The sequence below is a fragment of the Streptomyces sp. ISL-98 genome, assembly GCF_018614055.1.
GTDB classification, from domain to species: Bacteria; Actinomycetota; Actinomycetes; order Streptomycetales; family Streptomycetaceae; genus Streptomyces; species Streptomyces spiramyceticus.
On the sequence record NZ_JAGGPB010000034.1, the window covers coordinates 284,590 to 307,374 of the forward strand.

Annotated in this window: 24 protein-coding genes and 1 pseudogene; 6 read left to right on the forward strand and 19 right to left on the reverse strand. The window is 68.9% G+C overall.

The genetic code is table 11. The features are described from left to right. Positions 1-12: 12 nt before the first annotated feature. Positions 13-174, reverse strand: a complete 162-nt coding sequence (locus J7I98_RS23405; protein ID WP_214924734.1) for a hypothetical protein — start codon at positions 172-174, stop codon at positions 13-15. Positions 175-392: 218 nt separating this feature from the next. Between J7I98_RS23405 and J7I98_RS41245 the strand changes: the two genes are divergently transcribed. The 3 genes from J7I98_RS41245 to J7I98_RS23420 all read left to right on the forward strand — a co-directional run bounded on the left by J7I98_RS41245 (position 393) and on the right by J7I98_RS23420 (position 5,601). Then, the gene (locus J7I98_RS41245; protein ID WP_251021036.1) at positions 393-2,681 is read left to right on the forward strand and encodes an NHL repeat-containing protein; all 2,289 of its coding nucleotides are present in this window, start codon (positions 393-395) and stop codon (positions 2,679-2,681) included. A gap of 278 nt (positions 2,682-2,959) precedes the next feature. After that, positions 2,960-4,075 (forward strand): ribosome small subunit-dependent GTPase A, encoded by a 1,116-nt coding sequence (gene rsgA / locus J7I98_RS23415; protein ID WP_251021037.1) that lies wholly within the window; start codon positions 2,960-2,962, stop codon positions 4,073-4,075. A 119-nt stretch (positions 4,076-4,194) separates the two neighbouring features. Continuing rightward, positions 4,195-5,601, forward strand: coding sequence for a DNA-3-methyladenine glycosylase 2 family protein (locus J7I98_RS23420; RefSeq protein ID WP_214925203.1), 1,407 nt, complete (start codon positions 4,195-4,197; stop codon positions 5,599-5,601). Between the two features lie 3 nt (positions 5,602-5,604). Here the strand turns inward: J7I98_RS23420 and J7I98_RS23425 are convergent. After that, a pseudogene (locus J7I98_RS23425) lies at positions 5,605-5,817 on the reverse strand (pyridoxamine 5'-phosphate oxidase family protein); the annotation flags it as partial. 41 nt (positions 5,818-5,858) lie between these two features. Here J7I98_RS23425 and J7I98_RS23430 point away from each other — a divergent pair. Together J7I98_RS23430 and J7I98_RS23435 are read left to right on the forward strand one after the other, a co-directional pair. Beyond that, the gene (locus J7I98_RS23430; RefSeq protein ID WP_214924745.1) at positions 5,859-7,271 is read left to right on the forward strand and encodes a recombinase family protein; all 1,413 of its coding nucleotides are present in this window, start codon (positions 5,859-5,861) and stop codon (positions 7,269-7,271) included. Between the two features lie 181 nt (positions 7,272-7,452). Continuing rightward, a complete protein-coding gene (locus J7I98_RS23435; RefSeq protein ID WP_308377902.1) occupies positions 7,453-7,692 on the forward strand; it encodes a helix-turn-helix transcriptional regulator in 240 nt (79 codons plus the stop codon). A 4-nt stretch (positions 7,693-7,696) separates the two neighbouring features. On the opposite strand, the gene J7I98_RS23440 is transcribed toward J7I98_RS23435, so the two are convergent. The 4 genes from J7I98_RS23440 to J7I98_RS23455 all read right to left on the reverse strand — a co-directional run bounded on the left by J7I98_RS23440 (position 7,697) and on the right by J7I98_RS23455 (position 8,827). Next, on the reverse strand, positions 7,697-8,059 hold the full coding sequence (locus tag J7I98_RS23440; protein ID WP_214924786.1) for a hypothetical protein: 363 nt from the start codon (positions 8,057-8,059) through the stop codon (positions 7,697-7,699). Then, the gene (locus J7I98_RS23445; protein WP_214924803.1) at positions 8,059-8,295 is read right to left on the reverse strand and encodes a hypothetical protein; all 237 of its coding nucleotides are present in this window, start codon (positions 8,293-8,295) and stop codon (positions 8,059-8,061) included. Before J7I98_RS23445 ends, J7I98_RS23440 begins: the two co-directional genes overlap by 1 nt. Positions 8,296-8,480: 185 nt before the next feature. After that, the gene (locus J7I98_RS23450) at positions 8,481-8,651 is read right to left on the reverse strand and encodes a hypothetical protein (RefSeq protein WP_214925231.1); all 171 of its coding nucleotides are present in this window, start codon (positions 8,649-8,651) and stop codon (positions 8,481-8,483) included. Beyond that, positions 8,648-8,827 carry a hypothetical protein gene (locus J7I98_RS23455; RefSeq protein ID WP_214924812.1) on the reverse strand — a complete coding sequence of 60 codons (180 nt, stop codon included), beginning with the start codon at positions 8,825-8,827 and terminating at the stop codon, positions 8,648-8,650. Before J7I98_RS23455 ends, J7I98_RS23450 begins: the two co-directional genes overlap by 4 nt. A 565-nt stretch (positions 8,828-9,392) precedes the next feature. On the opposite strand from J7I98_RS23455, the gene J7I98_RS23460 reads away from it, so the two are divergent. Further along, the gene (locus J7I98_RS23460; protein WP_214924815.1) at positions 9,393-10,436 is read left to right on the forward strand and encodes a helix-turn-helix domain-containing protein; all 1,044 of its coding nucleotides are present in this window, start codon (positions 9,393-9,395) and stop codon (positions 10,434-10,436) included. Here J7I98_RS23460 and J7I98_RS23465 read toward each other — a convergent pair. The 13 genes from J7I98_RS23465 to J7I98_RS23525 all read right to left on the reverse strand — a co-directional run bounded on the left by J7I98_RS23465 (position 10,433) and on the right by J7I98_RS23525 (position 22,782). Continuing rightward, on the reverse strand, positions 10,433-10,654 hold the full coding sequence (locus J7I98_RS23465; RefSeq protein ID WP_214924817.1) for a hypothetical protein: 222 nt from the start codon (positions 10,652-10,654) through the stop codon (positions 10,433-10,435). The genes J7I98_RS23460 and J7I98_RS23465 overlap by 4 nt on opposite strands. 104 nt (positions 10,655-10,758) lie before the next feature. Further along, positions 10,759-11,457, reverse strand: a complete 699-nt coding sequence (locus tag J7I98_RS23470) for a collagen-like protein (RefSeq protein ID WP_214924821.1) — start codon at positions 11,455-11,457, stop codon at positions 10,759-10,761. Further along, the gene (locus tag J7I98_RS23475) at positions 11,454-11,753 is read right to left on the reverse strand and encodes a hypothetical protein (protein ID WP_214924824.1); all 300 of its coding nucleotides are present in this window, start codon (positions 11,751-11,753) and stop codon (positions 11,454-11,456) included. Before J7I98_RS23475 ends, J7I98_RS23470 begins: the two co-directional genes overlap by 4 nt. Positions 11,754-11,769: 16 nt before the next feature. Next, entirely contained in the window at positions 11,770-11,994 is a 225-nt protein-coding gene (locus J7I98_RS23480) for a holin (protein ID WP_214924827.1), read from the reverse strand. Positions 11,995-12,009: 15 nt separating this feature from the next. Then, complete coding sequence (locus J7I98_RS41250; RefSeq protein ID WP_308377903.1) at positions 12,010-12,939, reverse strand: N-acetylmuramoyl-L-alanine amidase; 930 nt, start codon at positions 12,937-12,939, stop codon at positions 12,010-12,012. Between the two features lies 1 nt (position 12,940). Next, complete coding sequence (locus J7I98_RS23490; RefSeq protein ID WP_214924829.1) at positions 12,941-13,162, reverse strand: hypothetical protein; 222 nt, start codon at positions 13,160-13,162, stop codon at positions 12,941-12,943. Between the two features lie 10 nt (positions 13,163-13,172). After that, positions 13,173-13,688: a hypothetical protein gene (locus J7I98_RS23495; protein ID WP_214924832.1), complete on the reverse strand. Its 516-nt coding sequence runs from the start codon at positions 13,686-13,688 to the stop codon at positions 13,173-13,175. A 9-nt stretch (positions 13,689-13,697) separates the two neighbouring features. Beyond that, on the reverse strand, positions 13,698-16,544 hold the full coding sequence (locus tag J7I98_RS23500; RefSeq protein WP_214924835.1) for a hypothetical protein: 2,847 nt from the start codon (positions 16,542-16,544) through the stop codon (positions 13,698-13,700). A gap of 3 nt (positions 16,545-16,547) precedes the next feature. Further along, positions 16,548-17,057, reverse strand: coding sequence for a hypothetical protein (locus J7I98_RS23505; RefSeq protein ID WP_214924837.1), 510 nt, complete (start codon positions 17,055-17,057; stop codon positions 16,548-16,550). A gap of 17 nt (positions 17,058-17,074) precedes the next feature. Beyond that, the gene (locus J7I98_RS23510) at positions 17,075-21,418 is read right to left on the reverse strand and encodes a phage tail protein (RefSeq protein WP_214924840.1); all 4,344 of its coding nucleotides are present in this window, start codon (positions 21,416-21,418) and stop codon (positions 17,075-17,077) included. A 120-nt stretch (positions 21,419-21,538) separates the two neighbouring features. Beyond that, positions 21,539-21,961: a hypothetical protein gene (locus tag J7I98_RS23515; RefSeq protein ID WP_214924843.1), complete on the reverse strand. Its 423-nt coding sequence runs from the start codon at positions 21,959-21,961 to the stop codon at positions 21,539-21,541. An 11-nt stretch (positions 21,962-21,972) separates the two neighbouring features. Continuing rightward, positions 21,973-22,374, reverse strand: a complete 402-nt coding sequence (locus J7I98_RS41255) for a hypothetical protein (RefSeq protein WP_251021038.1) — start codon at positions 22,372-22,374, stop codon at positions 21,973-21,975. A gap of 27 nt (positions 22,375-22,401) precedes the next feature. Then, complete coding sequence (locus J7I98_RS23525) at positions 22,402-22,782, reverse strand: hypothetical protein (RefSeq protein ID WP_214924847.1); 381 nt, start codon at positions 22,780-22,782, stop codon at positions 22,402-22,404. Positions 22,783-22,785: the final 3 nt, after the last annotated feature.

Consider the following 22,785-nt stretch of genomic DNA (forward strand, 5'->3'; position numbering starts at 1 on the left):
TCACCACCCGAGTCACCACCGGGCCATAAACAACCCCTTGGAAGACAGGAGTTCCGTGTACGGAGGAATGCCGATCGCCGGTGTGGTCGGGCTCGGCGGGGCGTCGTCGCTCGCGGCCAGACGGTCCGGCTTCGACACGCTCGCGAACGTCGTCGCGGCGACCACTCTGCTCATGGCCGGAGTCTCCCTGTTCAAAATCATTCCCCGGCGCATGCCCGATATCGCACTCACTGACCCCGGAGCCTTTCAACGCTCCGCAGGACACGGCACGTTGAACGAGCCCCGGCTTTCCCGCGGGACGTTCCGCCGTCGTCACCGAATCCAACGGACACCGAGCAACAGCGCACGACCGATGGGCAATTCCGCAATTTCCGATGACAGGAGATTCAGCAATGACCACTAACGGTGCTACTGCCGCTCCCTACCCCGACGGAACAATCGTCACCGCGGCCGGCAACGGCCAGGCAGGGTACGTATCCGACGGCAGCCCTGCCGTCGGCACCAAGACCCACTACCCCCACGGGGTCGCGGTCGACGGCGAAGGCAACCTCTACATCGCCGACCAGCACAACCACCGGGTCCGGAAGGTGGCCCCGAACGGGATCATCACCACGGTGGCAGGCACCGGCACAGCGGGCTTCGTGTCGGACGGCGGCCCCGCCGCCGGCACCCCGCTCCACTACCCCAGCGGGGTGGCGGTCGACGGCTCCGGGAACCTGTTCATCGCCGACCACTACAACCACCGGGTACGGAAGGTGGCCCCGAACGGGATCATCACCACGGTGGCCGGCACCGGCACAGCAGGGTTCGTCTCCGACGGTGGTCCGGCTGTCGGCGCCCGTCTTCACTACCCCATCGGGGTGGCGGTCGACGGCGCCGGAAACCTGTTCATCGCCGACCAGCACAACCACCGGATCCGGAAGGTGACCCCCGACGGGATCATCACCACAGTGGCCGGCAACGGCCAGGCCGGATTCGTCTCGGACGGCGGCCCCGCCGTCGCCACCCAGCTGTATCACCCGCTCGGGGTTGCGGTGGACGAGTCAGGAAACCTCTACATCGGTGACTGGAGCAACCACCGCATCCGTAAGGTGGATGCGAAGGGCAACATCACCACGGTGGCCGGCAACGGCGTCGCCGGGTACGTCTCGGACGGCGGCCCCGCCGTCGCCACCCGCGTCTACCACCCCGGCGGCATGGCAGTGGACGCCGCCGGAAGCCTGTACTTCGCCGATCACGCCAACCACCGCATCCGTAAGGTGGATGCGAACGGGAACATCACCACGGTCGCCGGCACCGGTGTCGCCGGATACGTCGCCGACGGCGGCCCTGGCGTCGCCACTCAGCTCTACTACCCGACTGACGTGGCGGTGGACCCGTCCGGGAACCTGTTCATCGCCGACCGGCACAACCACCGCATCCGGCGGGTGTACGGCGCTGCGCACGTGCAGCCGCCTAAGCCCCCGATGGCCGACCTCTTCGGCGAGATGGTGGCCCCTTCCTCGGTGCCGCGCGGCCAGGAGTTCGACCTCGGCGCCCGTATCCGCAACCGTGGCCCGGCCACCGTCGACGGCGGGAACGTCACCGTCGTGATGACGCTGGCCGAGGGTCTGACCGGCGGCCCCGGTACCACTGGTCGCCGACTGACCCGTACCTTCTCCGGAGCCCAACTCGTCCCGAACGGCGGCTCGCTGGACGGCGTCTTCCGGGTGAGCGCCCCCGACACCACGCCTCCCGGGATGTACGAATCGACACTGGAGATCCAGTACGGCGGCGATCTCAACCTCAAGGACAACGTCTTCAAGCTGCCCGTCACCGTCGTCGTGCCCGCGCCGGTCGGGGACGAGACGGCGCTGACGATCTATCAGGAGACCGTCCCCGAGGCCGCTGCGGGCCAGAGCAGCCGCATCAACCTGCGGCTTCTCTCGCCCACGAGCCAGCCGGTCAACCCCGGCATCATCATCCAGCGTTTCACCGCGCCGACCGGTTTCGTGTTCAACGGCCGGCCGACGTACGCGTACCACACGGCATCCCACGGGGTGATCACCGGCGACCTCGACCACCAGGTCCACGACGGCGGCCGAACGATGATCATCGCCGCCAACCCGCACCTCAACACCACAGCCACCGACACCGGCTCCCTCATCTACTCCATCCCTCTCCTCGCCCTGCCCGGTGCCACCCCGGGACTGCAGACCGACGGATCGGCCAGCATCGGCAGGCGCACCCCCGTACAGCTCGCTGCCAAGATCGTCGGGGCTGCCGCCGATTCGGCGCAGGTCATACAGATCCAGCGGGAAAAGGCGAAGGTGCGGCCCGGTCAGCAGTGGGTGTATCCGGCGGTCTTCAAGGTGACCAACACCGGCCGGGCCCGGATCGGCAACCACCCGATCGTCCTCAGCGCGCCCGAAGGGATGCGCTTCACCGAAGACCGGCTGGTGATGTCCCGGCAGGACGATGACGGCCGGGAGACCGTCAGCCCGGCCGTACGGTCGGCCGACGGGCGCACCCTCACCTGTTCCGCCGTCGCTCTTGAGCTCGACCAGGGCAAGTCGGCGTCGATGTACCCCGAGATGGAGGTGGACCGCTCGGCCGCCCCGGGTGAGGTGACGGTCCGCCTCCAGATGGGCAGCCCCGTCTTCTCCTCGGGCTACGCCACGATCGTCGTCGAACCCCGGTAAGAAACCCCCGGTAAGAAACACGGCAATAAATGGCTGGCACTGCGTCCCGGGACAGGGTTATGGTTCCCCCGTTCCGGGACGCGGCTGTGCCGCGACCGGAGCGCATTGTCGGTTCGTTGAAGAAGCAGGAGGTGAGGACATTGATGACTGTCACGGTGACGGGCACTGCCCGCATTCAGGAGTTCATCATCGTTTCCACCCCTGTGGTCTCCGGCTGACACCCACTCAACTTCCGTGCGCAGAGCGCACCGCCGGGGCCACCCTTCGAAGGGTTCCCCTTGTTCAACGCTTTGCTCAACACGTCCCACCACTCCGCTGCCCAGCACGCCCTCGCCCCCTACGGCTGGGACGCAGCATGGGAAGCCGAATTCGCTCCGTACGCCGCACAGGGCCTGCTGCCCGGCCGTGTCGTACGGGTCGACCGGGGCCAGTGCGACGTCGTCACCGCCGACGGCACCGTCCGCGCCGACACCGCCTACGTAACTCCCCACGACCCGCTGCGCGTTGTGTGCACCGGCGACTGGGCGGCCGTCGACCCCGTCGGCGATCCGCAGTTCGTACGGGCGTATCTGCCGCGCCGTACGGCTTTCGTACGCTCCACCTCCTCCTCCCGGTCCGAGGGGCAGATCCTCGCGGCCAACGTCGACCACGCGATCATCGCGGTCTCGCTCGCGGTCGAGCTCGACCTCGGGCGCATCGAGCGGTTCCTGGCGCTGGCCTGGGAGTCGGGCGCCCAGCCGCTGGTCGTCCTCACCAAGGCCGACCTGGTGCCGGACGCCACCGGGCTCTCGTACCTCGTCGACGACGTGGAGACCACCGCGCCCGGCGTGCAGGTGCTGGCCGTCAGCTCCACGACGGGCGACGGCCTCGACGTACTCAGCGCTGTCGTCTCGGGCGGTACGAGCGTGCTGCTCGGGGTGTCCGGTGCGGGCAAGTCGACCCTCGCCAACGCGCTGCTCGGCGAGGACGTGATGGATGTGCAGGCCGCCCGTGAAGTCGACGGCAAGGGCCGGCACACCACCACGACGCGCAACCTGCTCGCGCTGCCCGGCGGGGGAGTGCTCATCGATACGCCCGGACTGCGCGGCGTGGGGCTGTGGGACGCCGAGGCCGGTGTCGGGCAGGTGTTCTCGGAGATCGAGGCGCTGGCCGAAGACTGCCGGTTCCACGACTGCGCCCACGAGGCGGAGCCGGGCTGCGCGGTCCTCGCCGCCATCGAGGACGGCACACTGCCCCACCGGCGGCTCGACAGCTACCGCAAGCTGCTGCGCGAGAACCGGCGCATCGTCGCCAAGACCGATGCCCGTCTGCGGGGCGAGATGCTGAAGGACTGGAAGCGCAAGGGCGCCGAGGGGCGCTTCGCGATGGAGGCCAAGCGCGGCAAGGTGCGCTAGCCATCGGGTGTGGTGAGTGGGGCAGCGGGACCTTCCCGTTGCCCCACTGTCGTGTCCGAACTTCTGTGTCCGAAACCCGCGAGTGCCTCGTCTCCGGCTGTCGCACACTGGGTGACGTGATGGACGAAGAGACCAAGTACGAGGCGGTGACCAGCCGCGACGCGCGCTTCGACGGAGAGTTCTTCTTCGCCGTCGTGACCACCGGCATCTACTGCCGGCCGAGCTGCCCCGCCGTCACCCCCAAGCGCAAGAACGTCCGCTTCTACCCGACCGCGGCCGCCGCCCAGGGCAACGGCTTCCGCGCCTGCCGCCGCTGCCGCCCCGACGCCGTACCCGGCTCCGCCGACTGGAACGCGCGCGCCGATGTCGTGGGCCGCGCCATGCGGATGATCGGCGACGGAGTCGTCGACCGCGAGGGCGTCCCCGGGCTCGCCGGGCGGCTCGGCTACAGCACGCGGCAGGTGCAGCGGCAGCTCACCGCCGAGCTGGGCGCCGGGCCCGTCGCGCTCGCCCGCGCGCAGCGCGCACACACCGCCCGCGTACTGCTCCAGACGACCGGGCTGCCGGTCACGGAGATCGCGTTCGCGTCCGGCTTCGCGAGCGTGCGGCAGTTCAACGACACGATCCGGCAGATCTACGCCCGTACCCCGAGCGAGCTGCGCGTGGAGTCGGGGACCAAGACCGGGACCAGAGACAGCGCGGGCAGCAGCGCAGGACCCGCCCTCGCCGCCGGGATTCCGCTGCGGCTCGCCTACCGGGGGGCGTACGCCGCCCGCGAGGTCTTCGATCTCCTCGCGAGCGAGGCCGTCCCGCGCATCGAGGAGGTCGTCGGCGAGCCGGGCGCCCGCACCTACCGGCGCACGCTGCGGCTGCCGTACGGCACGGGCATCGTCGCCGTCGACGAAGCGCCGCACAACGGCTGGCTCGAAGCCCGCATCCACCTCACCGACCTGCGCGACCTCACCACCGCCGTCCAGCGCCTGCGCAGGCTCTTCGACCTGGACGCCGACCCGTACGCCGTCGACGAACGCCTCGCCGCCGACCCGCGCCTGGCGCCGCTGGTCGCCGCCCGGCCCGGACTGCGCTCGCCGGGCGCCGCCGACCCGGACGAGTTCGCGGTACGGGCGCTGGTGGGGCGGGAAGGCGCCGTACAGCTCATCGAAACGTACGGAAAGGCCCTGGACCAGCCCTGTGGTGCGCTGACGCACGTCTTCCCCGAGCCGGGCGCCCTCGCCGGGGCCGACGACCCCGCACTACGGGCCCTCGCGACCGCCCTCGCCGACGGCGACGTACGCCTGGATCCGGGTGCCGACCGCGACGAGGCGCAGCGGGCGCTGCTCGCGCTGCCCGGGATCACCGCGAGGACGGCGGGGCTGATCAGGATGCGGGCGCTCGGTGATCCCGATGTCCTGCCGGACGGGGAGGCGGAGGGCGAGTTCGGGGGCGGGCCGCAGTCGGACGGGTGGCGGCCCTGGCGTTCGTACGCCGTACAGCATCTCTGGACGGTCGGTCCGGACCCCGGCTGACAGTCAGTCCAGGCCCCAGCTGTGGATCTTCTGCGGGTGGATCCGGATGAGCTCCTGGCTGAAGTGGGGACCGAGCTCGTGCGGGCCCGTCAGCAGCTCGGCCTCGCCCCGGATGTCCACCCCGCGCACGGCCCACGGGCGCAGGCTCACGATGTCGTCGACCACCAGCGCGACCTTCGGGTTCGCCTGGAGGTTGCGCCACTTCTTGGTCGTGCCGAACACCTGCCAAAGACACCCCATGCGTGCCAACATGAAACATGACCTACGAACCGGCGGATCACCAACTCGCGTGCATCTACTGCCGCATCAGCAGCGACCGAGAAGGCGCCGGCCTAGCCGTCGAGCGGCAGCGCGAGGACTGCGAACAGCTCGCTGACCAACTCGGCCTGAAAGTCCTTGAGGTGTACGAGGACAACGACCTCTCCGCCTACAGCGGCAAGCCCCGCCCCGGGTACAAGCGGCTCCTGGACGACCTCCGGGCCGGGCGGGCGGGGGTTGTACTGGCCTGGCATACCGACCGGCTCCACCGCTCACCGACAGAGCTGGAGGAGTACATCGACGTATGCCAGCCGCAGCGCATCGACACTCGTACGGTCAAGGCGGGGAACCTCGATCTGACCACTGCCACCGGCCGGATGATCGCCAGGCAGCTCGGCGTCCAGGCCCGCTACGAGGTTGAGCGGATGATCGAGCGACAGAAGCGGTCGCGGGATCAGATGGCGGAGAAGGGCAAGTACTTCGGCGGGCCGCGGCCGTTCGGCTGGGAAAAGGGCGGAGTCACGCAGGTCCCGGAGGAGATTGCCGCCCTGCGCGAGGCGTGCCAAGCCCTTCTCGCAGGGGCGTCGCTGCGCGCTGTCGCCGCAGACTTCAACGAGCGCGGCATTCACACCAGCTCGGGCGGGCAGTGGGTCGGCCCTGATCTCCGGCAAGTCCTCCTGCGGCCGCGCAACGCTGGCATCATCAAGCACCGCGGCGAAGAGGCCGGCCGGGCGGTATGGGAGCCCGCGCTGGACGAGCCGTTGTGGCGGAGCGTCGTAGCGCTGCTGAAGGAGCCGTCTCGCCGCACGGTGACGACCAACGTGCGCAAACACCTGGGGTCGAATCTGTACGTCTGCGGGGTCTGTGGTTGCACGCTGCGGGCCTCTTCGAAGAATTCGGGGAAGGGGCGCCCGATGCGGTCCGTATACCGCTGTCGGGAAGCGGATCACGTGACGCGCAGCCAGCCCCGCTTGGACGACCATGTGCAGTTGGCAGTTCTCGAACGAGTCTCGCGGCCCGACGCCGCTGAGCTGATGGCGCAGCGCGAGGATCCGGTTGACGTGCGGGGTACCCAGGAGGAGATGCGCGCGGCCCGCGAGACGCTGGACAGCCTGGCCGGGATGCTGGGCTCGGGCGGGATGGATTTGCAGGAGTGGCGCGTGGCCTCGGCGGCGGCGCGGGCGCGGTTGAAGGACGCCGAGTTGGTCATGTCTCGAGCGGTGAAGGCCAACCCGGTGGGTGAGCTGCTGGATACGGATGATCCGGAGGCTGCCTGGAATCGGTTCGATCTGTCTCGTCGTAGGTCGGTGGTGGATTACCTGATGACTGTTCGCGTGATGCCGTCGAGGGGCGGGCGGTTGCCGGGTGGCCAGTACTGGGATGCGGCGACGGTGCAGATCGAGTGGAAGTGACTGCGCCCCCGGCTGTGTAGGCCGGGGGCGCAGCAGCCGCTCTTCGCTTGCCTGGGGGGCGGTGCGAGGAGGGCTGTTCATGGTGGGGGGTGGTCCGTGTGGAGTACCCGCCTCCCCCGTGATCAAACACTGTAGGTTTTACCCTACATACTTTCGATCATGGACCCGTGAGCGTGGATGGGTGCCGCGCTCCGTCCCACCGCCCGACTGGGTACTCGCTCGCCGCCGGGCCATCGGGGCTCAGATCCGCGCCGCCCGCCTCCACACGAACCTGACGCAGGAGGCAGTAGCTGCGCGCATCGGGATGGACCGGGCGACGTACAACCGGATCGAGCAGGGCCACGCGAGCGCGCTGGTCGACTCGCTGATCCTCATCGCCGACGCGATCGGTGTACCGCTCGCAGACCTCGTCCGGCAGTAGGGGCTTAACCCTCCATGTGGCCGCAGCCCTGACAGATGTACATGGAGTACCCGGTCGGGTTGCCCTGGTCGTCCGTCTCGACGGTGCGGTACATGGTGCCGCCGCACTTGCCGCACCCGCGTGTCTGAATGAGCTGTCCCATGGAACTCTCCATCTCGTTGACGATTCGTCGGTCGGCGTCGCGCTGTGTGGCGCGCTCACCGAGAGCTGCGTCCAGCAGTGCGATGGCGTGCTCGCGCTCCTGCTGGTGCCGCTCGATGTCCTCCGGGCTGTCCCCAGGGATTGCGTACCGGGTGCACGTGCGGCAGTACCAGCGCTCGGGGAGCGCTGCCGCGCGGTGCATCGGGGTGTGGCAGCTGGGGCACATCACACGTCCTCCATATGGCCGCAGGCGGAGCAGACCCAAAGGTCGCGCTGCATCCACATCGTCCTGCGACAGCGGGGGCACCCGGTTGTTTGGATGCCCAGCGGGGTCATGAGGGGCGGGTCCGGAGTGGCGGCCGCGTACTCGACGATCCGCTCGCGCTCCTGGTCGTCATCGGTGGCGGCCATGCGGAGCAGTCGGGCGGTGCGGGTACGGGCCTCGTCGGCGAAATCGGTCATCTCGCCGGGCAGATTACGCCGTCAAGGGCATGCGGCGGGGCGCGCTGGCGGTCTTCACTCGGCGGTGTCATGAGCAGTCCTCGTTCGGGAGTGGAAAGCCCCGGCCTGCCTGCATCCCCAGGGTGCGAGGGCAGGCCGGGGCGGTCAAGGCGCGACTACTGGGCAGGGGAGCCAGAGCCGGGGGGTCAGCCGGAACCGATGGCGGGCCGCTCGGGGCGGCTGAGTGCGTTGCGCTGGAGGTCGTCCGGGGTGATGGGTTCGCCGCGGTAGAGCAGCGTCACGCCGTGCTCGGGGCAGTACGCGCCTTCGTGGTCCTCTACGGGAAACTCGTGCTCACCGAAAACGCACTCCGTCATCGCCGCGCCTCGCGCTCTGCCCGCCTCAGCCGGTCGCCGGTCACGCACCCGTCGAGACAGGTCGGGCAGTCTTGGGCGTGGGCCAGCAGCGCGCGGTACTCCGCGACCCCTCGCTCGGTGCTGCGGTACCCCGGGGTCTTGAACCTGTCGCTGACGGGCGCTGCGCGGGCGGTCACTGCCTCTCACCCTCGTATCGCGGCCACTCAATGCGGTCGTAGGCGTGGTAGTGGTCGCCGTCGTGCCCCGCGCTCTCGGTGCACCGCATGTGTGTGCCCGGCTTAGGGATCCAGCAGAGGCCGGGGATGTGTACGCGGCGCCCGGTCTGTGCGGCCCTCACGACTGGTGCCTCGCGGCGTCGGCGGCCGCAGCCTCGCGGCACGGCGCACACGCTGGGACAGGCATCGGCGGGCCCGAATTGGTCTCGCCCCACAGGGCGTCGAGCTCGGTGTCGGTAGGCCCGTTGTGCCAGTGGCACCACTTCCCCCGGGGCGAGCCTGCCTTACACCGAGGACAGGTGCATGCCGGGAACCCCGGCGATGCGGGCAACTGGTCTACGTCGCCCGGCACGACAGTGACCAGCCGACCGACGTTTCGTCGGCTCCCGTCCGCCCCTAGTCGATACACCTGCATTGTCATCGTCATGGCTGTCTCTCCGACCCGACTCGGTTGGGAGACCCATCGTGAGAGTGATGTGCCGTCACTCTCATACAGTCTTTTCGCTCCCGGGCGTATATTTCCGCCATGAGCCGTCGGGGACTCTGGACAGACGTCAGGCTGCGCGCCGCATGGGCACGGGGTGACTGGGGTGCTGTCCTACGCGAGTACCGACGAGCCGCAGACATCTCCCAGGTGGCCCTCGAATCGCTCATCGGCATGCCGCAGCCCCACATTTCGGCAATCGAGTCCGGCCGCAGGCAGGTGAAAACCGCCGAGGTACGGGCCCGCATCACTGAGGGGCTTCAGGTGCCGCAAGAGGTCATCGACGCTGGGCAGAGCGCGGCGTACGGCGAGTGGGAGCCGTCTCCCGAGCTGCGCGAGCGCATCGCGCACGGGCACCGGACCGGCCGGACCGACCTACGTACGGCCGACTGGATCGGCGAAGTCCTCGCCACGCAGCGCCGGGCCGAGGACGAGATCGGCGGTATCGCTCTGTGGCCCGTCGTCCGCTCCCAAGTCGACGCGGTTACCCGCTTGATCCCTGGCACGTCCGGCCCGGCCGCCGACCGGCTCATGCTGCTCGCTGCCGAGCACGCGCACTGGCTGTCGTGGGTGGCATGGCAGAACAAGCAGCGCGGGCCGGCGCTTGCGTGGCTGGACGTGGCGCTCGGGTGGGCGGTCGATGGCGGGCATTCGGATATGGCGTCGTGGGTGCAGCGCGTGCGGGCGTATTACTGCCGCAGCCACGGTGACCCTGTGCGGGCGTTGCGCACCGCCGAGGCTGCTCGATCAGTGTCGGGGCTGTCGCCTGCGGCGGCTGCGGTGGCGGCGCATGAGGCGTCGCTCGCCGCGGCGGCGGTCGGCGAACGGGATCGGGCTACGCGTCTGGCCGATGATGCGTTTGTGCAGGCGGCGCGCGCTCCTGAAGAGTCGGACCGGCCGGGGTGGCTGTACTGGCTGACGCCCGAGCGGGCGAGCCTGCACTCGGCTGATGCGGCGTATGCCTGCCACCGCTGGCAGGCAGCGGCGGATCAGATACGGGACGCTCTTCCGGGACTCGACGGGTACCCGCGCGATCGGGCGCACTACCAGGACCTGTTGGACGACGCTCTGCGCCGGGTCGGTTAGTCCTCGTCGCCGGGCTGACGTGTTTTGACGATCACGATGTCTTGCCCGACCCGGTCGCGAACTGCCTTGACCATGTGGCCGATTGCCGGGCCGTAGCCGGGCTCGACCAGGTCGGCGGGAAACTCGAAGAGATCACGTTGCGGCTCGGCCGCAGGCTCGCAGTCGTCGTCGGTCAGGATGCGGTACGTGATCCACAGTTTGTACGGGTCGTCGCTCATGGCGCCGATCGTAGCGGCGGGGTCGGACATGGTGAGACCCCCGGGGGTCGGGCCCCGGGGGTCTGATCGACAGCGTACCGGTCGCTGGTCGTCGATGCCTGGGTTCACGGGTACTGGCGGCGTTGCGGGTCCAAGCCCAGCGACAACGTCCGCTGCTGCGGCGCCGGGTCAGGATCAGGCGCCCCATCTCGGCGGCAGACCAGCGCGTCCGGGTCGTAGTCCGGGGTCTGCCACGAGTACCCGTCCGGGCACGACTGCCCGGCGGGCCCGGCCGGCCCTTCCTCGCCCCGAGGACCAGGCACAGTGGAGTCCGCACCTGAACGCCCGGCTGGCCCCTCGGGACCCATCGGGCCGGGGACAGTGGAGTCGGAACCCGGCTGCCCCGGCCGTCCCGGTTCACCAGGCAAGCCTCGTGCAGGCGTAATGGTCGGTGCGGGCATGCCCGGCTCGCCGCGGTCACCCTTCGCCCCCTTCTCACCTTGCGGGCCAGGTATCGGCACCGGCACCTCGGTGCGATCCGGCAGATCCTCCACGGCCTTGGACGGATCCGGGGCGCGCGGCGTCTGGCCCTCCGCTTCGATCTGCGCCCGCAGGACTCGCACGTCCCCGGCGAGCGTCGAGACCGCGTCACCGCGTCGGTTCGCTTCGGCGATGGCCTGCTCTCGCGCTGCGGTCTCAGCGTCGATCCGCAGCCACACCAGGACGATCGCCCCAGACAGTACGGCGAGGACCGCGGTGACGGCCAGGGATCGCCAGCGTCGGGCGAGGACGCTTTCGGATCGGTGGTGCCGGGTGCGGGTCACGGGGTCGGCCCTCCTAGGGCGGCGATCTGTCGGTCACGGTCGGCGATCTGCGCTTCAAGCTGCTCGATCTCTGCCTGGAGTTGCGCCTTGTCGGAGTAGGCCGCAGTCAGTGCGGTCTCGGCTGCGGCAAGTTTGGCTTCCAGCCCAAGGCGCTCTGCCTGCAATCGGTCGAGGAGCCCGCCGTAGCCAGTCATCACCACGCCCTGGTGCGAGCCACGGTGGCCGATCCATGCGGCCGTGGCCGCTGCGAGCCCGACCGCGATGGTTCCAACGGCGCCGAGCGTCGCAACGTCCACGTGCATACCTCCTTGGTCAGACGCTCGCCGGGCCCCGCGGCGTGTGCCGGGCCTGGTAACCGGCGAGCCAGGTCAGTGCGGTCGGAACCAGCGGGATGGCGACGGCCTGGAGCCAAACCGGCAGCGGCCCGAGCAAACTGCTGTCTGCGGCAACCGCGTTGAGGACGGCGAGCACAAGGCCGACGACGAACGTCATCGCGCTCGCGGCCTTCACCTTGGCTTCGGTGGGTGCGTTGGACATGAGGGGTCCCTTCGGTTAGTTCGCCAGCCGGGCGGCGAGCTTGTCTGCGACGAGGTCCGCGAGGCGGGCCATCTGGGCGTCGGTGAGGCCAACGGTCTCCAGCTGGCCGACCGTGGCGGCGAGCTCGGTGACGGTCTTCTGGGTGGCGCGGGTGCGCGCGTTGGTGTCCTTCTCGTAGGAGTCGAGCCGCCACGTCGGGTTGGTCTCCGTGTCGGGGGCGTCTTTCGGTGCGGTGATGGCGTCCTTTTGCACCACCGCTTTGAAGGCGTGCGTGTTGATCCCGTCGGCGATCGCCGTCTTGATCCACGTCTTGTCGTCGGCACTCAGGGCCATGTCGTCCTCCGGGGGCTGGTTATTGTCGAGGCGGGCGGCGACCCGGCCGCGCATCGTCTGCATCGTGAAGCCGCGGGGGTCGACTTTCCCCGGCTGCCATTCGAGGTGGCCGATGACCGACCCGGCCCCCCACCCGTGGTGGCGGCAGATCGCGGCGGACGCCCGCTCGATAGCGTCGAGTTGCGCCGACGGCCACGGGTCTGCGCCGTCGCCGAGGTTGATGCACTCGAACCCGTAGAAGTGCCGGTTGCCGTCGGTGTCGGTCTCGTTGTCCGCCGGGAGGGCCGTCTCGTCGATGACGGCCTGGAGGACGTCCCCGTCCCCGAGGCCGGCGTGGTTGGTGCGCCCGTACCCGACAAGGTGGATGACGCCCTGCTTGTCGATGACGCCGTGGCACAGCGGGCCGGGCAGGGAACTGTGGCCGTCGCGGCACAGGGCCACACTGTTGGCGGTTCCCGACGTGACGGTGTGGTGAATCATCACGCCGTGCACAGGGCCCCAGGGGCCCTTGTGGTTGCGGTTGTGGGTCTCCCAGTTGCCGACCTCGACGACCGTCAGGCCCTCGGCGCGCAGGATCGCAGCGAGCTGCGAGGCTGCCATCGGGGAGGCCACGTCACGCCTCCAGGTTCGTGGCGGCGATCACGTTCTTGGACAGCTGCGTCATCACGCCAATGCGGGCATCGAGGCTGTCGCGCAGCTCCTCTACGACGCTCTGCTCGGTCAGCCCCGGCAGCGGGCCGCCAGCGCCAACGGTGACCTGAATGAGCAGCGTCAGCCCGGTCTCGTTCGGGCCGTCGGCCTGGAGGCGGTAGTGCGGGTACGGGGTGTCGGCCATGAGGGGCTCCTTATGCGATGCGGCGGACGATCATGATTGATCCGGCTCCGAGCCGGGTCGCGGTCGCGTCCGAGGTGGTCTGCGCCCACTGGACGGCCAGCGTTCCCGCGCTGGTCGTGGTGACGATGGCCTCCTCTTGTGCGAGGCACTGGTTGGAGGCGGAGTTGCGGGTGCCGTAGCTGACGGACGTGGTGAAGGCGTGGACACCGAACCTCGACGTGGTGGCGGCGGTGGCGTCCGTGGCGGCAGACCCGGCACCTTGGGCGGAGCGGTTACCAGTGGCTCCCGACGGGACGGTCCACGCCGTCTTGAACCCGGCGGTCGAGATCGCCGCGTAGTGGAGATACATGATCACGTGGTAGACCGCGTTGGCCTCCAACTCCGTCGTCAGGTCCGTGTCGTCCGCAAACGTCGTCGTCGCGCTGCGGTCCTCGTGCGCGGTCTTCCACTTCTCCTGCGGCAACATGGACTGGTAGACGCCTGCACTCATGCGCCGGCCCGAAGCGATCGTCGGGTACCTGGACACTGGGGCCTCCTACAAGGCTGCGATGGGCGGGTTGGCGAGCCAGACATCAGCCCCGGCGGAGTGGGCCTTCGTGATGCCGTTGACGGAGCGGGTTACGCCGAGGGTCTGCGGGTCGAGGAGCGAGAACTCGGCAAAGCTGACGGATGGGTTGACGTTGGTGATGCCGCTGAGACCCGACGCGGATACGCCAACGGAGCCGCTGGACACGGTGTTCGACGTGACCGTGCGGTCGATGTGCCAGAAGTCCTCATCCGGTTCGGCCGCCCCGTCCGCCCAGACGCGGCCGCGGACCCTGTGTCCGTCCAGGCGTGCGCGGAGCCAGAACACGGCGCCGGCCGTGTAGGTGAGCCCGGTGTTGACCTGTGCGCCGATCTCTGTGGCCACGTTGGTCACCACGATGTACACGTTGGAGTCGGTACGGAAGTGCAGGCGGCAGCGGTAGAACGCGGTACTGCTGGCGTGGCGCAGGAGGACGCCAGGCACGAACGATGTGCCGGTCGAAACTTGCCCAGGCGAGATGGACGCCAGCACTTCACAGTTGCGGACGTCGTCGACGAGCAGCTGCCGGCGCACGAGTTCGGGGTTGGCGGCGAGCGTGAGGACGCCTGCGGTGCCGTCGACAGTGCGGTCGGACGCGGCGCCGGTGAGCTCGGTCCATGCCTGCCCCGTGTCCGCGATGCCCCATGTGTTCGTCTCGGTGCGGGTGAAGGCGTCGTAGCCCTTGGACGTGACGTAGGTGACGGTCATGACCTCGCCGCCCACCCGGATGTCGAAGGGCGGGTCGTCGTCGTCCGTGGTCCACAGGCCGGTTTCGCCGTCGGCGGGGGTGACGTCGATGGTGGTGGCGCTCGACGTGATGTCGGAGTAGAGAACGCTGCCGTCGGTGTCGGCCCGGCCGTAGACGTCGTCGTCGGCGGTCGTCACCCGCCAGGGGCTTTCCGGCCCGCAGTTGAAGGTGACCTGGTGCTGGAAGTGGTCGATCGTCTCGCTGTAGCCGAGGGCCATGAGTGAGATGTCGTCGGTGGGCGGGACAGGTAGGGGCCCTTCAAGGACGATGCGGTCCCCCGGCCGGACCGTGAGCACCTGTGCGCGCAGCGCCGGGTTCGTGGTGAACGGGGAGCGGGCGAGGTTGATGCTGATCTGCGGGTAGCGGGCCTCGTCCACCGTGCCGAGGTGGAGACGCCAACCGGCTTGGTCGGCAAGGTCGTCGTCTGACTCGACGTTGACGGTGACGGGGTCGCCGTACTCGCCGATGCCCTCGGGCGGGTCGGCCGTAGACATGGCGCCCTCGGTGACTTCCGCCCGCTCGGTGACGCTGGTGTCGCTGTTCGTGACGTCGACGACGTTCTTCACGAACGACAGGTCATCGACTGGCTTCGGCACCTGCGACAGGTGGGCGCCCGTGTACGACAGCGTCAGGGTGGGGTCCTGGTTGTACAGGGTGGTCCGCGGCCGGTAGCCAAGCCCCAGAGCACTGCGCGCCTCGTACATGATCCCGAGGTCAGTCGTCTCGCACTCCTGGAGCCGCTCCACCGCCTTCGTACGCGGCTCCGGGCCCATCGCCGACGAGTCCGTCAGCGTCAGCCCCAGGTTCTCGAACGCCACCCTCGCCTCGGCGCATACCCGCTGGAAGCGCGCGCCGGCCGTCTCCCCGGACGGGTCGAGGCGCTCCCCGAGGTCCGTCACGGCGGTGACGCTGTTCCACAGGGCGACGTGGCCGATGGTGCCGTCGGGCAGGCCGCGGGTGCCGAGTGGGCCGATGACGCCGACCGTGGCGGGGCACATCGATATCGACGTGACGCGCGCCAACGTGGAGAGGTTCTGCGTGTCCGTGACGGAATCTGCGTCGGTGGCGTTGACCCCCAGTGTGCGGATGGCTCGGTCGATGCCGGTGCCGTTTTGCTGGAGTTCGACGGAGACGCGCAGGTGCTTGCCGCGCACGTCAAGGCTGTGGGCGAGCTCGCCGCCGAGGAGGGCCCCGTCAGGGTCCAGGGCGCGGAGAGTCAGGGTGTTGGTGCTGGTGTAGTACAGCTCCCAGTAGGCGGTTCCGGCGTCGTCCTGCTGAATGCGGCAGATGACCTTGCCTTCGTCGGCCCCGTCGTCGGGGACGTGCAGCAGGAAGCGGAGCTGCGTGGAGCCGATTGTGTATTCGGGCAGGCGGCCGACGAACGAGGCGTCCGTCATGGTCGGCAGGGGGTCGGAGGAACCGAATCCCGAGTAGGTCGCGAGCTCCGGGGTTCCGCTGATGGTCATGGCCGGGATGTTCGTGGTGGCGGATGCGATGCTGCGGGATGCGGCGATGTCCTCGCACGGCCAGTACGCGATCGGTGTGGGGCTGAGCGCCGATATGCCGCGCCGCAGGACGCTGGTCGTCGGCGGCCGGCCGCGCTGGAGGCGGGCGAGGATGCCCATGGCTTCGACGTCGCACCAGATGTCGTTGCCGGTGGTGTCCCAGTCCTGCGGCCAGTCGCTGACTTCGCCCCAGAATCTGTAGTCCTTGAGGTTCGTCGGGCCGGGCACGCTCACGCGGAGCTGCACATTGCGGGACAACGTGCCGTAGTAAGGGCCGGTCGGGTTCCTGGGCGAGAAACGTCCGTCGCGGTTGTTCAGCTGGAAACGACACCGGCCGGGCTCCACAGTGGAACCGGCGCTGGACCGGCCGCCGCTGATCTCGACATGGCCGCCGCCGTCTCGGGTCAGGACGTACCCGGTGATGTCCACCCACGCGCCGGCCACGTACAGCTCCACGGTGAGCGGCTCACCGTTGGAGTACTCGCCGGACGGCCGGGCGGGGCCGGGCAGGTTGGCGTATCGGCGCTTCCACGCCGTGACGCGTGCTGCGAGACCGCCGGGCATCGGTCAGCCCACCTCGCTGAAGATGATCCAACAGCGCAGGTCCACGGCCGTCGTCGGCGTCGTGGCCCGCACCCGCAAGAACTTGCTGACGGCGACGATGGGGCGCTCGTCGGGCATCCACTGCCACGCGTGCGTCAGCGCCGAGTTCCCGGCGGTCGAGTCGAGGGCCACCGCGTCGAATGTACGGCTGGCGGTGGTGCTGCCCTCAGCGGTGGCCGTGTAGCCCGTCGCTGACGTGCCGAGGGTGAGCAGCGACGCCGTGCCGTTGGGGTCCAGGTTCTGCACGCCGGACGCGGCGTGCGCTGTGACCGTCGCGGCGACGTCCGTCTGAAGAAGCTCGATGACGCCGTCCGCACCGGGGGCGTCGTCGGCGGTGAATCCCCAGCTGATGAGCTGGATCTGGCGCGTGCTCGGGGTGGCGAGCTGAAGCATCGTCTTGATGGCCGTGCCGGTGGTCACCGACGCCTGCGCGGCGGTGGTCGGCATCGGCCCGTTCCACACCTTGTAGGGCATCTGCTGTTCTCCTTCTGTCAGTTACGGCCGAGGGCCTTTTGCACGTCGCCGCCAGTGCGCCGCAGCACCTCGTCACGCATGGGGTCGAAAATCTGCCGGGCGACGACCTTGCCGTCGAGCGTGATCACCTGGTGCACGACGATCGGCTGCTGCACACCGACAGCCGTGGGAGCAGCGGCAGGCCGGGCCGCGGCGTGCTTGCCGGTCGTGAGCATCGACTCCCACGCCATCCGCTTGGACTGCCCCGTCGGGTACACACGGGAGCCGACCGGCAAGCGCACGATCTCCGGGCCCTCCTCGCCGGTGAGGGTCAGACCGCCCCGGACGCCGCCCGACGCTGCGGCGCCGACGATCCCGCCGGCCGCCTTCTTGGAGAACGCCTTCTCGATGACCTTCTCCATGGCCTTCGCCAGCCTGTCCATGGACTTGGTCAATTTCTCCTGCACGCTCTTCAGCGCACCGACGACCTTCGCCTGAGCCTTGATCTGCGCCCCGTACACCGCGTCGGCCGTCACCTTGCCAGCCGCGCTGGCCGCCTTCGTGATCTGTGCCTGGAGTTGGTTCATGGACGCGATCTCGGACTTAGACGAGCCGAGCAGCGCCGAGGCCGTCTCCAGGCCGCCGCCGTCGATGCCGGCCTCTGCGACCTGCGCGAGCAGGTCCTTGCTGAGGCCCTTCTTTTGCAGGTCCTTGAGCGCTTTCGCGAACGCGGTTGCTTTGTCGCGGGAGCCGGTGAGGCCGCCCATGATGCTGGCGGTGGTGACGCGGCCCTCGCCGGATGCGCCCTTGGTGATGTTCGCCGAGCCGAGGATGTTGCTCTTCACCGAGGAGGCGAGCTGCGAGGCGGCGTTCTTCAGGTCGGCGAGCTTGGACTTGGCCTTGTCGAGCTGGTCGGTGACCCGCGACAGGGCTTTCTCCTGCTTCAGCAGGGCCCGGCCGGTGGCGTCCAGTTGGCGCAGCAGGTTGCGTTCCGTACGGCCGTGGGTGGCTTTCATGATGATGCCGCGCCACTGGTTCAGGCTGTTGACCAGCGCACCGAGAGAGTCGGGCTTCGCGAGCCCGGACCGAATCTCGGACCGCTGATACCCGGCCATCTTCCCGAAGTGGGAGATCGTCAGGTCACCTTGGGCACCGGAGCGTGCCTCCCGCTCCGCCTTCGCCTGCGCGGCCGCGCGCTCCCTCCGGGCCTTCGCCGCCTTCTGCGCCTTCGTCAGGCCGCCCTTGGCGAACGTCTCCAAGCCGACGCCGAAGCGGTCCGCCACTTCCTCCAGGATCGCCAGCGACCGGGGGCGCTTGGACTCGGACAGGGGGATGTACGCCTCGCCACCGGTCTCCGGCTCCGCCCATACCCGCATCGACCCCGCCGGGGCGATCTGGGCGACGTGGTTCTCGGAGCCGTTCGCGAAGTGCCGGATGCCGCCCTGCGCGTAGTAGTCAGTCACCGAGCCGTTGGCTTCTCTCAGCTGCGAGCCGTGCGACCCGGCGCGGCGGGCGGCGCTGCCGTCACCGACGACGACATAGCGGGTCGTGATCGTGGCGGTGGCGCTGCTGCCGTCGATCCTGCTGAGCTCGTACCTGGCCTGCGCGATCTTCCGCTTCAGGTCCGCAATGTCCGCCCGGACCTGCGCCTTCCGGGAGTCCGGGACCTTCCGCAGCTGCCCCTTCGCGCTGTTCAGCTTGGCCTGCAAGTCCTGCATGTTGCCCTTGAGGCGGGCCGTCTTATCGGGCGTCCGCAGGATTTGGTCCGCCAGCCGTTTCGCCGCCGCCTCGCTGTCCGTCACTCCCCGGGTGAGGGCCAAGATCTTGGCGCGGCCACGGTCATAGATGCCGTTGACCTTGTTCCAAGAGGCGCCGTTTGCGCGGGCACTCTCAACCGCCTTCATGGTCGAGGCGGCGATGTCGTCCAGCGCCTGGGCGTTGCCGCGGCCCTTCTCCGTGGTCTCGTCGAGAGTTTTACCGTTCTTCTTGAACGCGGCGTCGGCGGCGTCCATGGCCGCTTCCATGCCACGGATGCCGCCGCGTGCCATCAGGTACGCATTGCTGAGGGCGTTGATGGATTGGGCCAGCCCATCCGCGCTGGACTTCTGTGCGCTGAGCTTCTCCTGTACAGCGAGCGCCTGCTGCCCAAACAGGCCCTGAGCCTCGGCGGCCAGCTGCGCCTCGAAAGCCATGTCCGCGAGGGCCGACTTGTAGTCGTCCAGCTCCGTGCGGAGTTCCCCCTCCGTGAGGCTCGTGAAGCTCTTCGATACCCGCTTGAGGGCGGCCTCCGCCATTTCGGCATTGCCGCCCTTGACCATCCCGGCGAGCGCCTTATCAATTCCGTCGATGGCCTCCTTCGACTCCTTGACCGGAGTGGAGTCCATGCCGAAGAACGAGGTAATAGCCTGCTGGGTTTTGTCCAGATTCGACGGGCGGGCCAGAGTGCGGAGCGACTTCTCCAACTCCGCGAAATCTTTGCCGTACACGCGTGCCGCTTCGCCCGACACCTTCCCCGACCGGGCGAGCTTCCCCAGCGACGACGTCAGCTTCTCAACGTCCGGCGGTGCCGACCTGCCCATCTGCGCCAGCGACGTCAGCGCCACGACGAGGATGCCGATACCCGTAGCGAGGAGCGCCGCCTTCGCCCCGACGGACAGCGCAGCGAACGCGGCCGTCAGCGTGGCCAGGCCGCCCGACGCGCCGATCGCTGCTGTGCCCATCGCTGTGATGGCCGCGCCGAAAGCGGCGAGTCCGGCCTGGAGAGCGACGAATCCAGCGATCGCCAATTTCGCGACCTTGAACGCGATTGCGAGCTGGAGGAACGTGGCGATGAGGTCGGTCGGGATCGCATTGACCACCTGGGCGAATGCATTGACGATGCCGAGCATGCTGACGCCAAGGTCGGACGCAGATGCAACCAGGTGGATCAGGGCCTTCGCGAGGTTGCCGAGGGTCTCGCCGACAGCAGGGCCGACCTCGCGGGCGTAGGCCATAAACTCGGTGAATTCGCTGTGCCCGGCGCCGCCTGCCATGGCGCGGGAGAAGCTGATCAGCCCGTCGGTGGCCTTGGACAGGGCGCCCTCAGCGAAGCCGGAGAACGAGTCCATAAACCTGGCGAATCCGTCGCTCTCAATGCCGCCAGCCATGACGGTCATCAGCCGGTCCAGCTCGGACGATGCGCCGCGCACCAGCGGCGACAGCTTCGGCAGCAGCGCCCCGAAGGCCGCAAACGACTTGGTGGCGACGGGCATCGTGGAATCAGCGAGACTGTCCGACCACGCCTTGTACTGGTCCTTCATCAGCGACAGACCAGCCGCAGCCTGCTGCGTCGACTCGGGCATGTCCGCCAGCGCAACCTGCACTTGACGTGCGGCCTTCGCTGCTTCCGCGGAGCCTTGCCCGTGTTCCTTAACCGCGTCCTTGTACTTCTTCTCTGCGGCTGCGGCCTCTGAGATTGCCGCGACCTGTTGGCCGATCGCGAGCCCGAACGCGGCCACAGCAATGCCCGCAGCGCCAAGGCCAGCCGCGATGGGCACCGTCGCGGCGGCGATGGGTATGAGCGCCGACGCCAGGGCAATCGCCGCCGTCTTGAGGCTCTGCATGCCGTTCCCTGCACCACCGGAGGACGAGCCGACGCTGCCGAGATTTCCGCGCAGCGCTCCCATCCGGCCCCCGACGCGGAGCAGTGATCCGTCGAGGTCGTCCATGTCCCCGCGCAGCGTGCGGGTGCGGGTGGCGAGCGAGTCAAGGCGGCCGTCGGCCGTCTGCGCGCGGACGTTGAAAGCGCGCAGCGCCAGGGACACCGCAGCAACGCGGTCCCGGAGATCTGCCATCGCCTCGGATGCTGCGACTGCACGGCGGCGGAGGGTCCGCAGGGCGTCGGATGCCTCTTCGGCCTGCTGCTCCAAAGAGTTCAGCGCTGTGGCGGCCGCCGCTGCACGGGTGGACAGCGCGGTGAGGGCGGTCCCGGCACCGTTGGCGTCACCGCGCAGATCCTGCATCGCGGCTGCGGCTGCCGTGATCTGTGCCGACTGCCCGTCGAAGGCCACGTCCAGGCGTACGGGGCTTTCGCGCTTGAGGTCGCGAAGCGCGTTCTTAATGGCGGTGACGCTGGGGGCGATTCGGTCGTCGATGGAGGCGGTGACGCGGATGTCTCCGGCGGCGCCCCGGAGGCGGACGAGGGCCCGTTCGGCGGAGTCTGCCCGGCTGCTGAGGGTGGCGAGGGACGTTGCTGCTGCGGTGGAGCTTCTGACGAGCCCGTTGAGAGCGTGCCCAGCGCGCTGGGCGTTGTCCTTCAGCCCGTTGAGGGAGGTGTTGGCGGCGGCGAGCCCGGCGCCGGTGTCGTTGGACACGCGGACGCTGATCTGAATGTCGTTACCCACCGCCGTCGTCACCCCCCTCTGGTGTGCCGAGTCGTTCGATTTCGAGCAGGTACAGCAGCTCTGCGTCCTCGTCCATCAGCTGCGAGGGCAGGCAGTGGAAGCGGTCGCAGAGGTTGAGGATCAGGCGGGCACGGCTGTAGGCGCCGGGTGGTCTGGCAGCGTTTCCATAGGAATCGACGCCACCGGGGACGGCTCGCCACCGGGCGAGCTCTCCGGCAAAGGGGCATCCACCGCGCCTTCGAGGCGCTCGAACCAGCGGGTTGCGACCCGGAGCATCATGTCCTTGTCCTGGGCGAACACGGCGTCCCTGGTGGGCGGTACGGGGGTGCCGTCCTCCTCTTCGAGGTTCCAGGAGATGAGGCCCTTGGCGAACTCCTCCAACTGCCGCACGAGCGCGGGACCGTCGATGTCGCTCTCGGTAAGACCGATGATCTCCAGGTACTCGCCGAGGCTCTTGCCGCGGACGTGGACTTCCAGGCCGTCGAGGTCGGGGTCGCCCTCGAAGGTGAGGACGACAGGCTTGGTCTTCTTTCGGAATCCCATGTGCGTGCCTTTCAGGCCCAGGTCGGGACGGTGCCGTCTGCCAACACACCCGGCACGGCGAAGGTGAGCTCGCCGGAGTCCGAGCGGGACAGCGGGTAGTCGGTGTAGAGCACTTCGTTGGGGAGGCTGACGCCGTTGACCGTGAGGGACGTGGTGCGGGCCACGCTCGTGGACGGCACGGTCCTGAACACCAGGTGCGAGGTGGCCGCGTTGAACACCCCGTTCAGGGTGATGCTGAAATCGGCGAGGAGCAGCAGCCGCTCCATCGCGCTCTTGTCCACGCCGGTGACGTCCTGCACCGCGCGAGGGGTCGCGAACTGCAAGTTGGTGATGTCGTTCTTGATTACGACGGGGGTACCGCCGCTGTCGTCCACGCTGAGCGTGGTCCAGCCGATGCCGCTGGCCTTCGCCATGACATGTCCCTTCTGTTCGGTTAGCCGCTACGCCTGAGCGAGCTGCGGTTCTGTAACCCACTTGGGCTCGTTGTCTCGGCTGACAGCCAGGCAGCCGAATATCTTGCGGACGCCGCCCGGTTCCACCCACTCCTCGTGGAACTGGACCAGCACCGGGACCGCCTGGTCCTCAAACGCGACCTTGAGCGGGTGGACCTGATTGCCGCAGTCCACCAGCGCCCGTAGCCGCCCGCTCGGATTGGTCAGCGTGACGGTGAACCCACGGGGTCCGAGAACCCGCCGCTGCCCTCGCCCATCGTTGTGCGGCACGTCGTACACCAGGGCGGGCATGCTGACGTCGAGGTCTTCACAGTCGCCTGTGTAGTCCTCGCCATGGATCTCAAGACGCCACCGCTTCGGCTCCGTCACAAC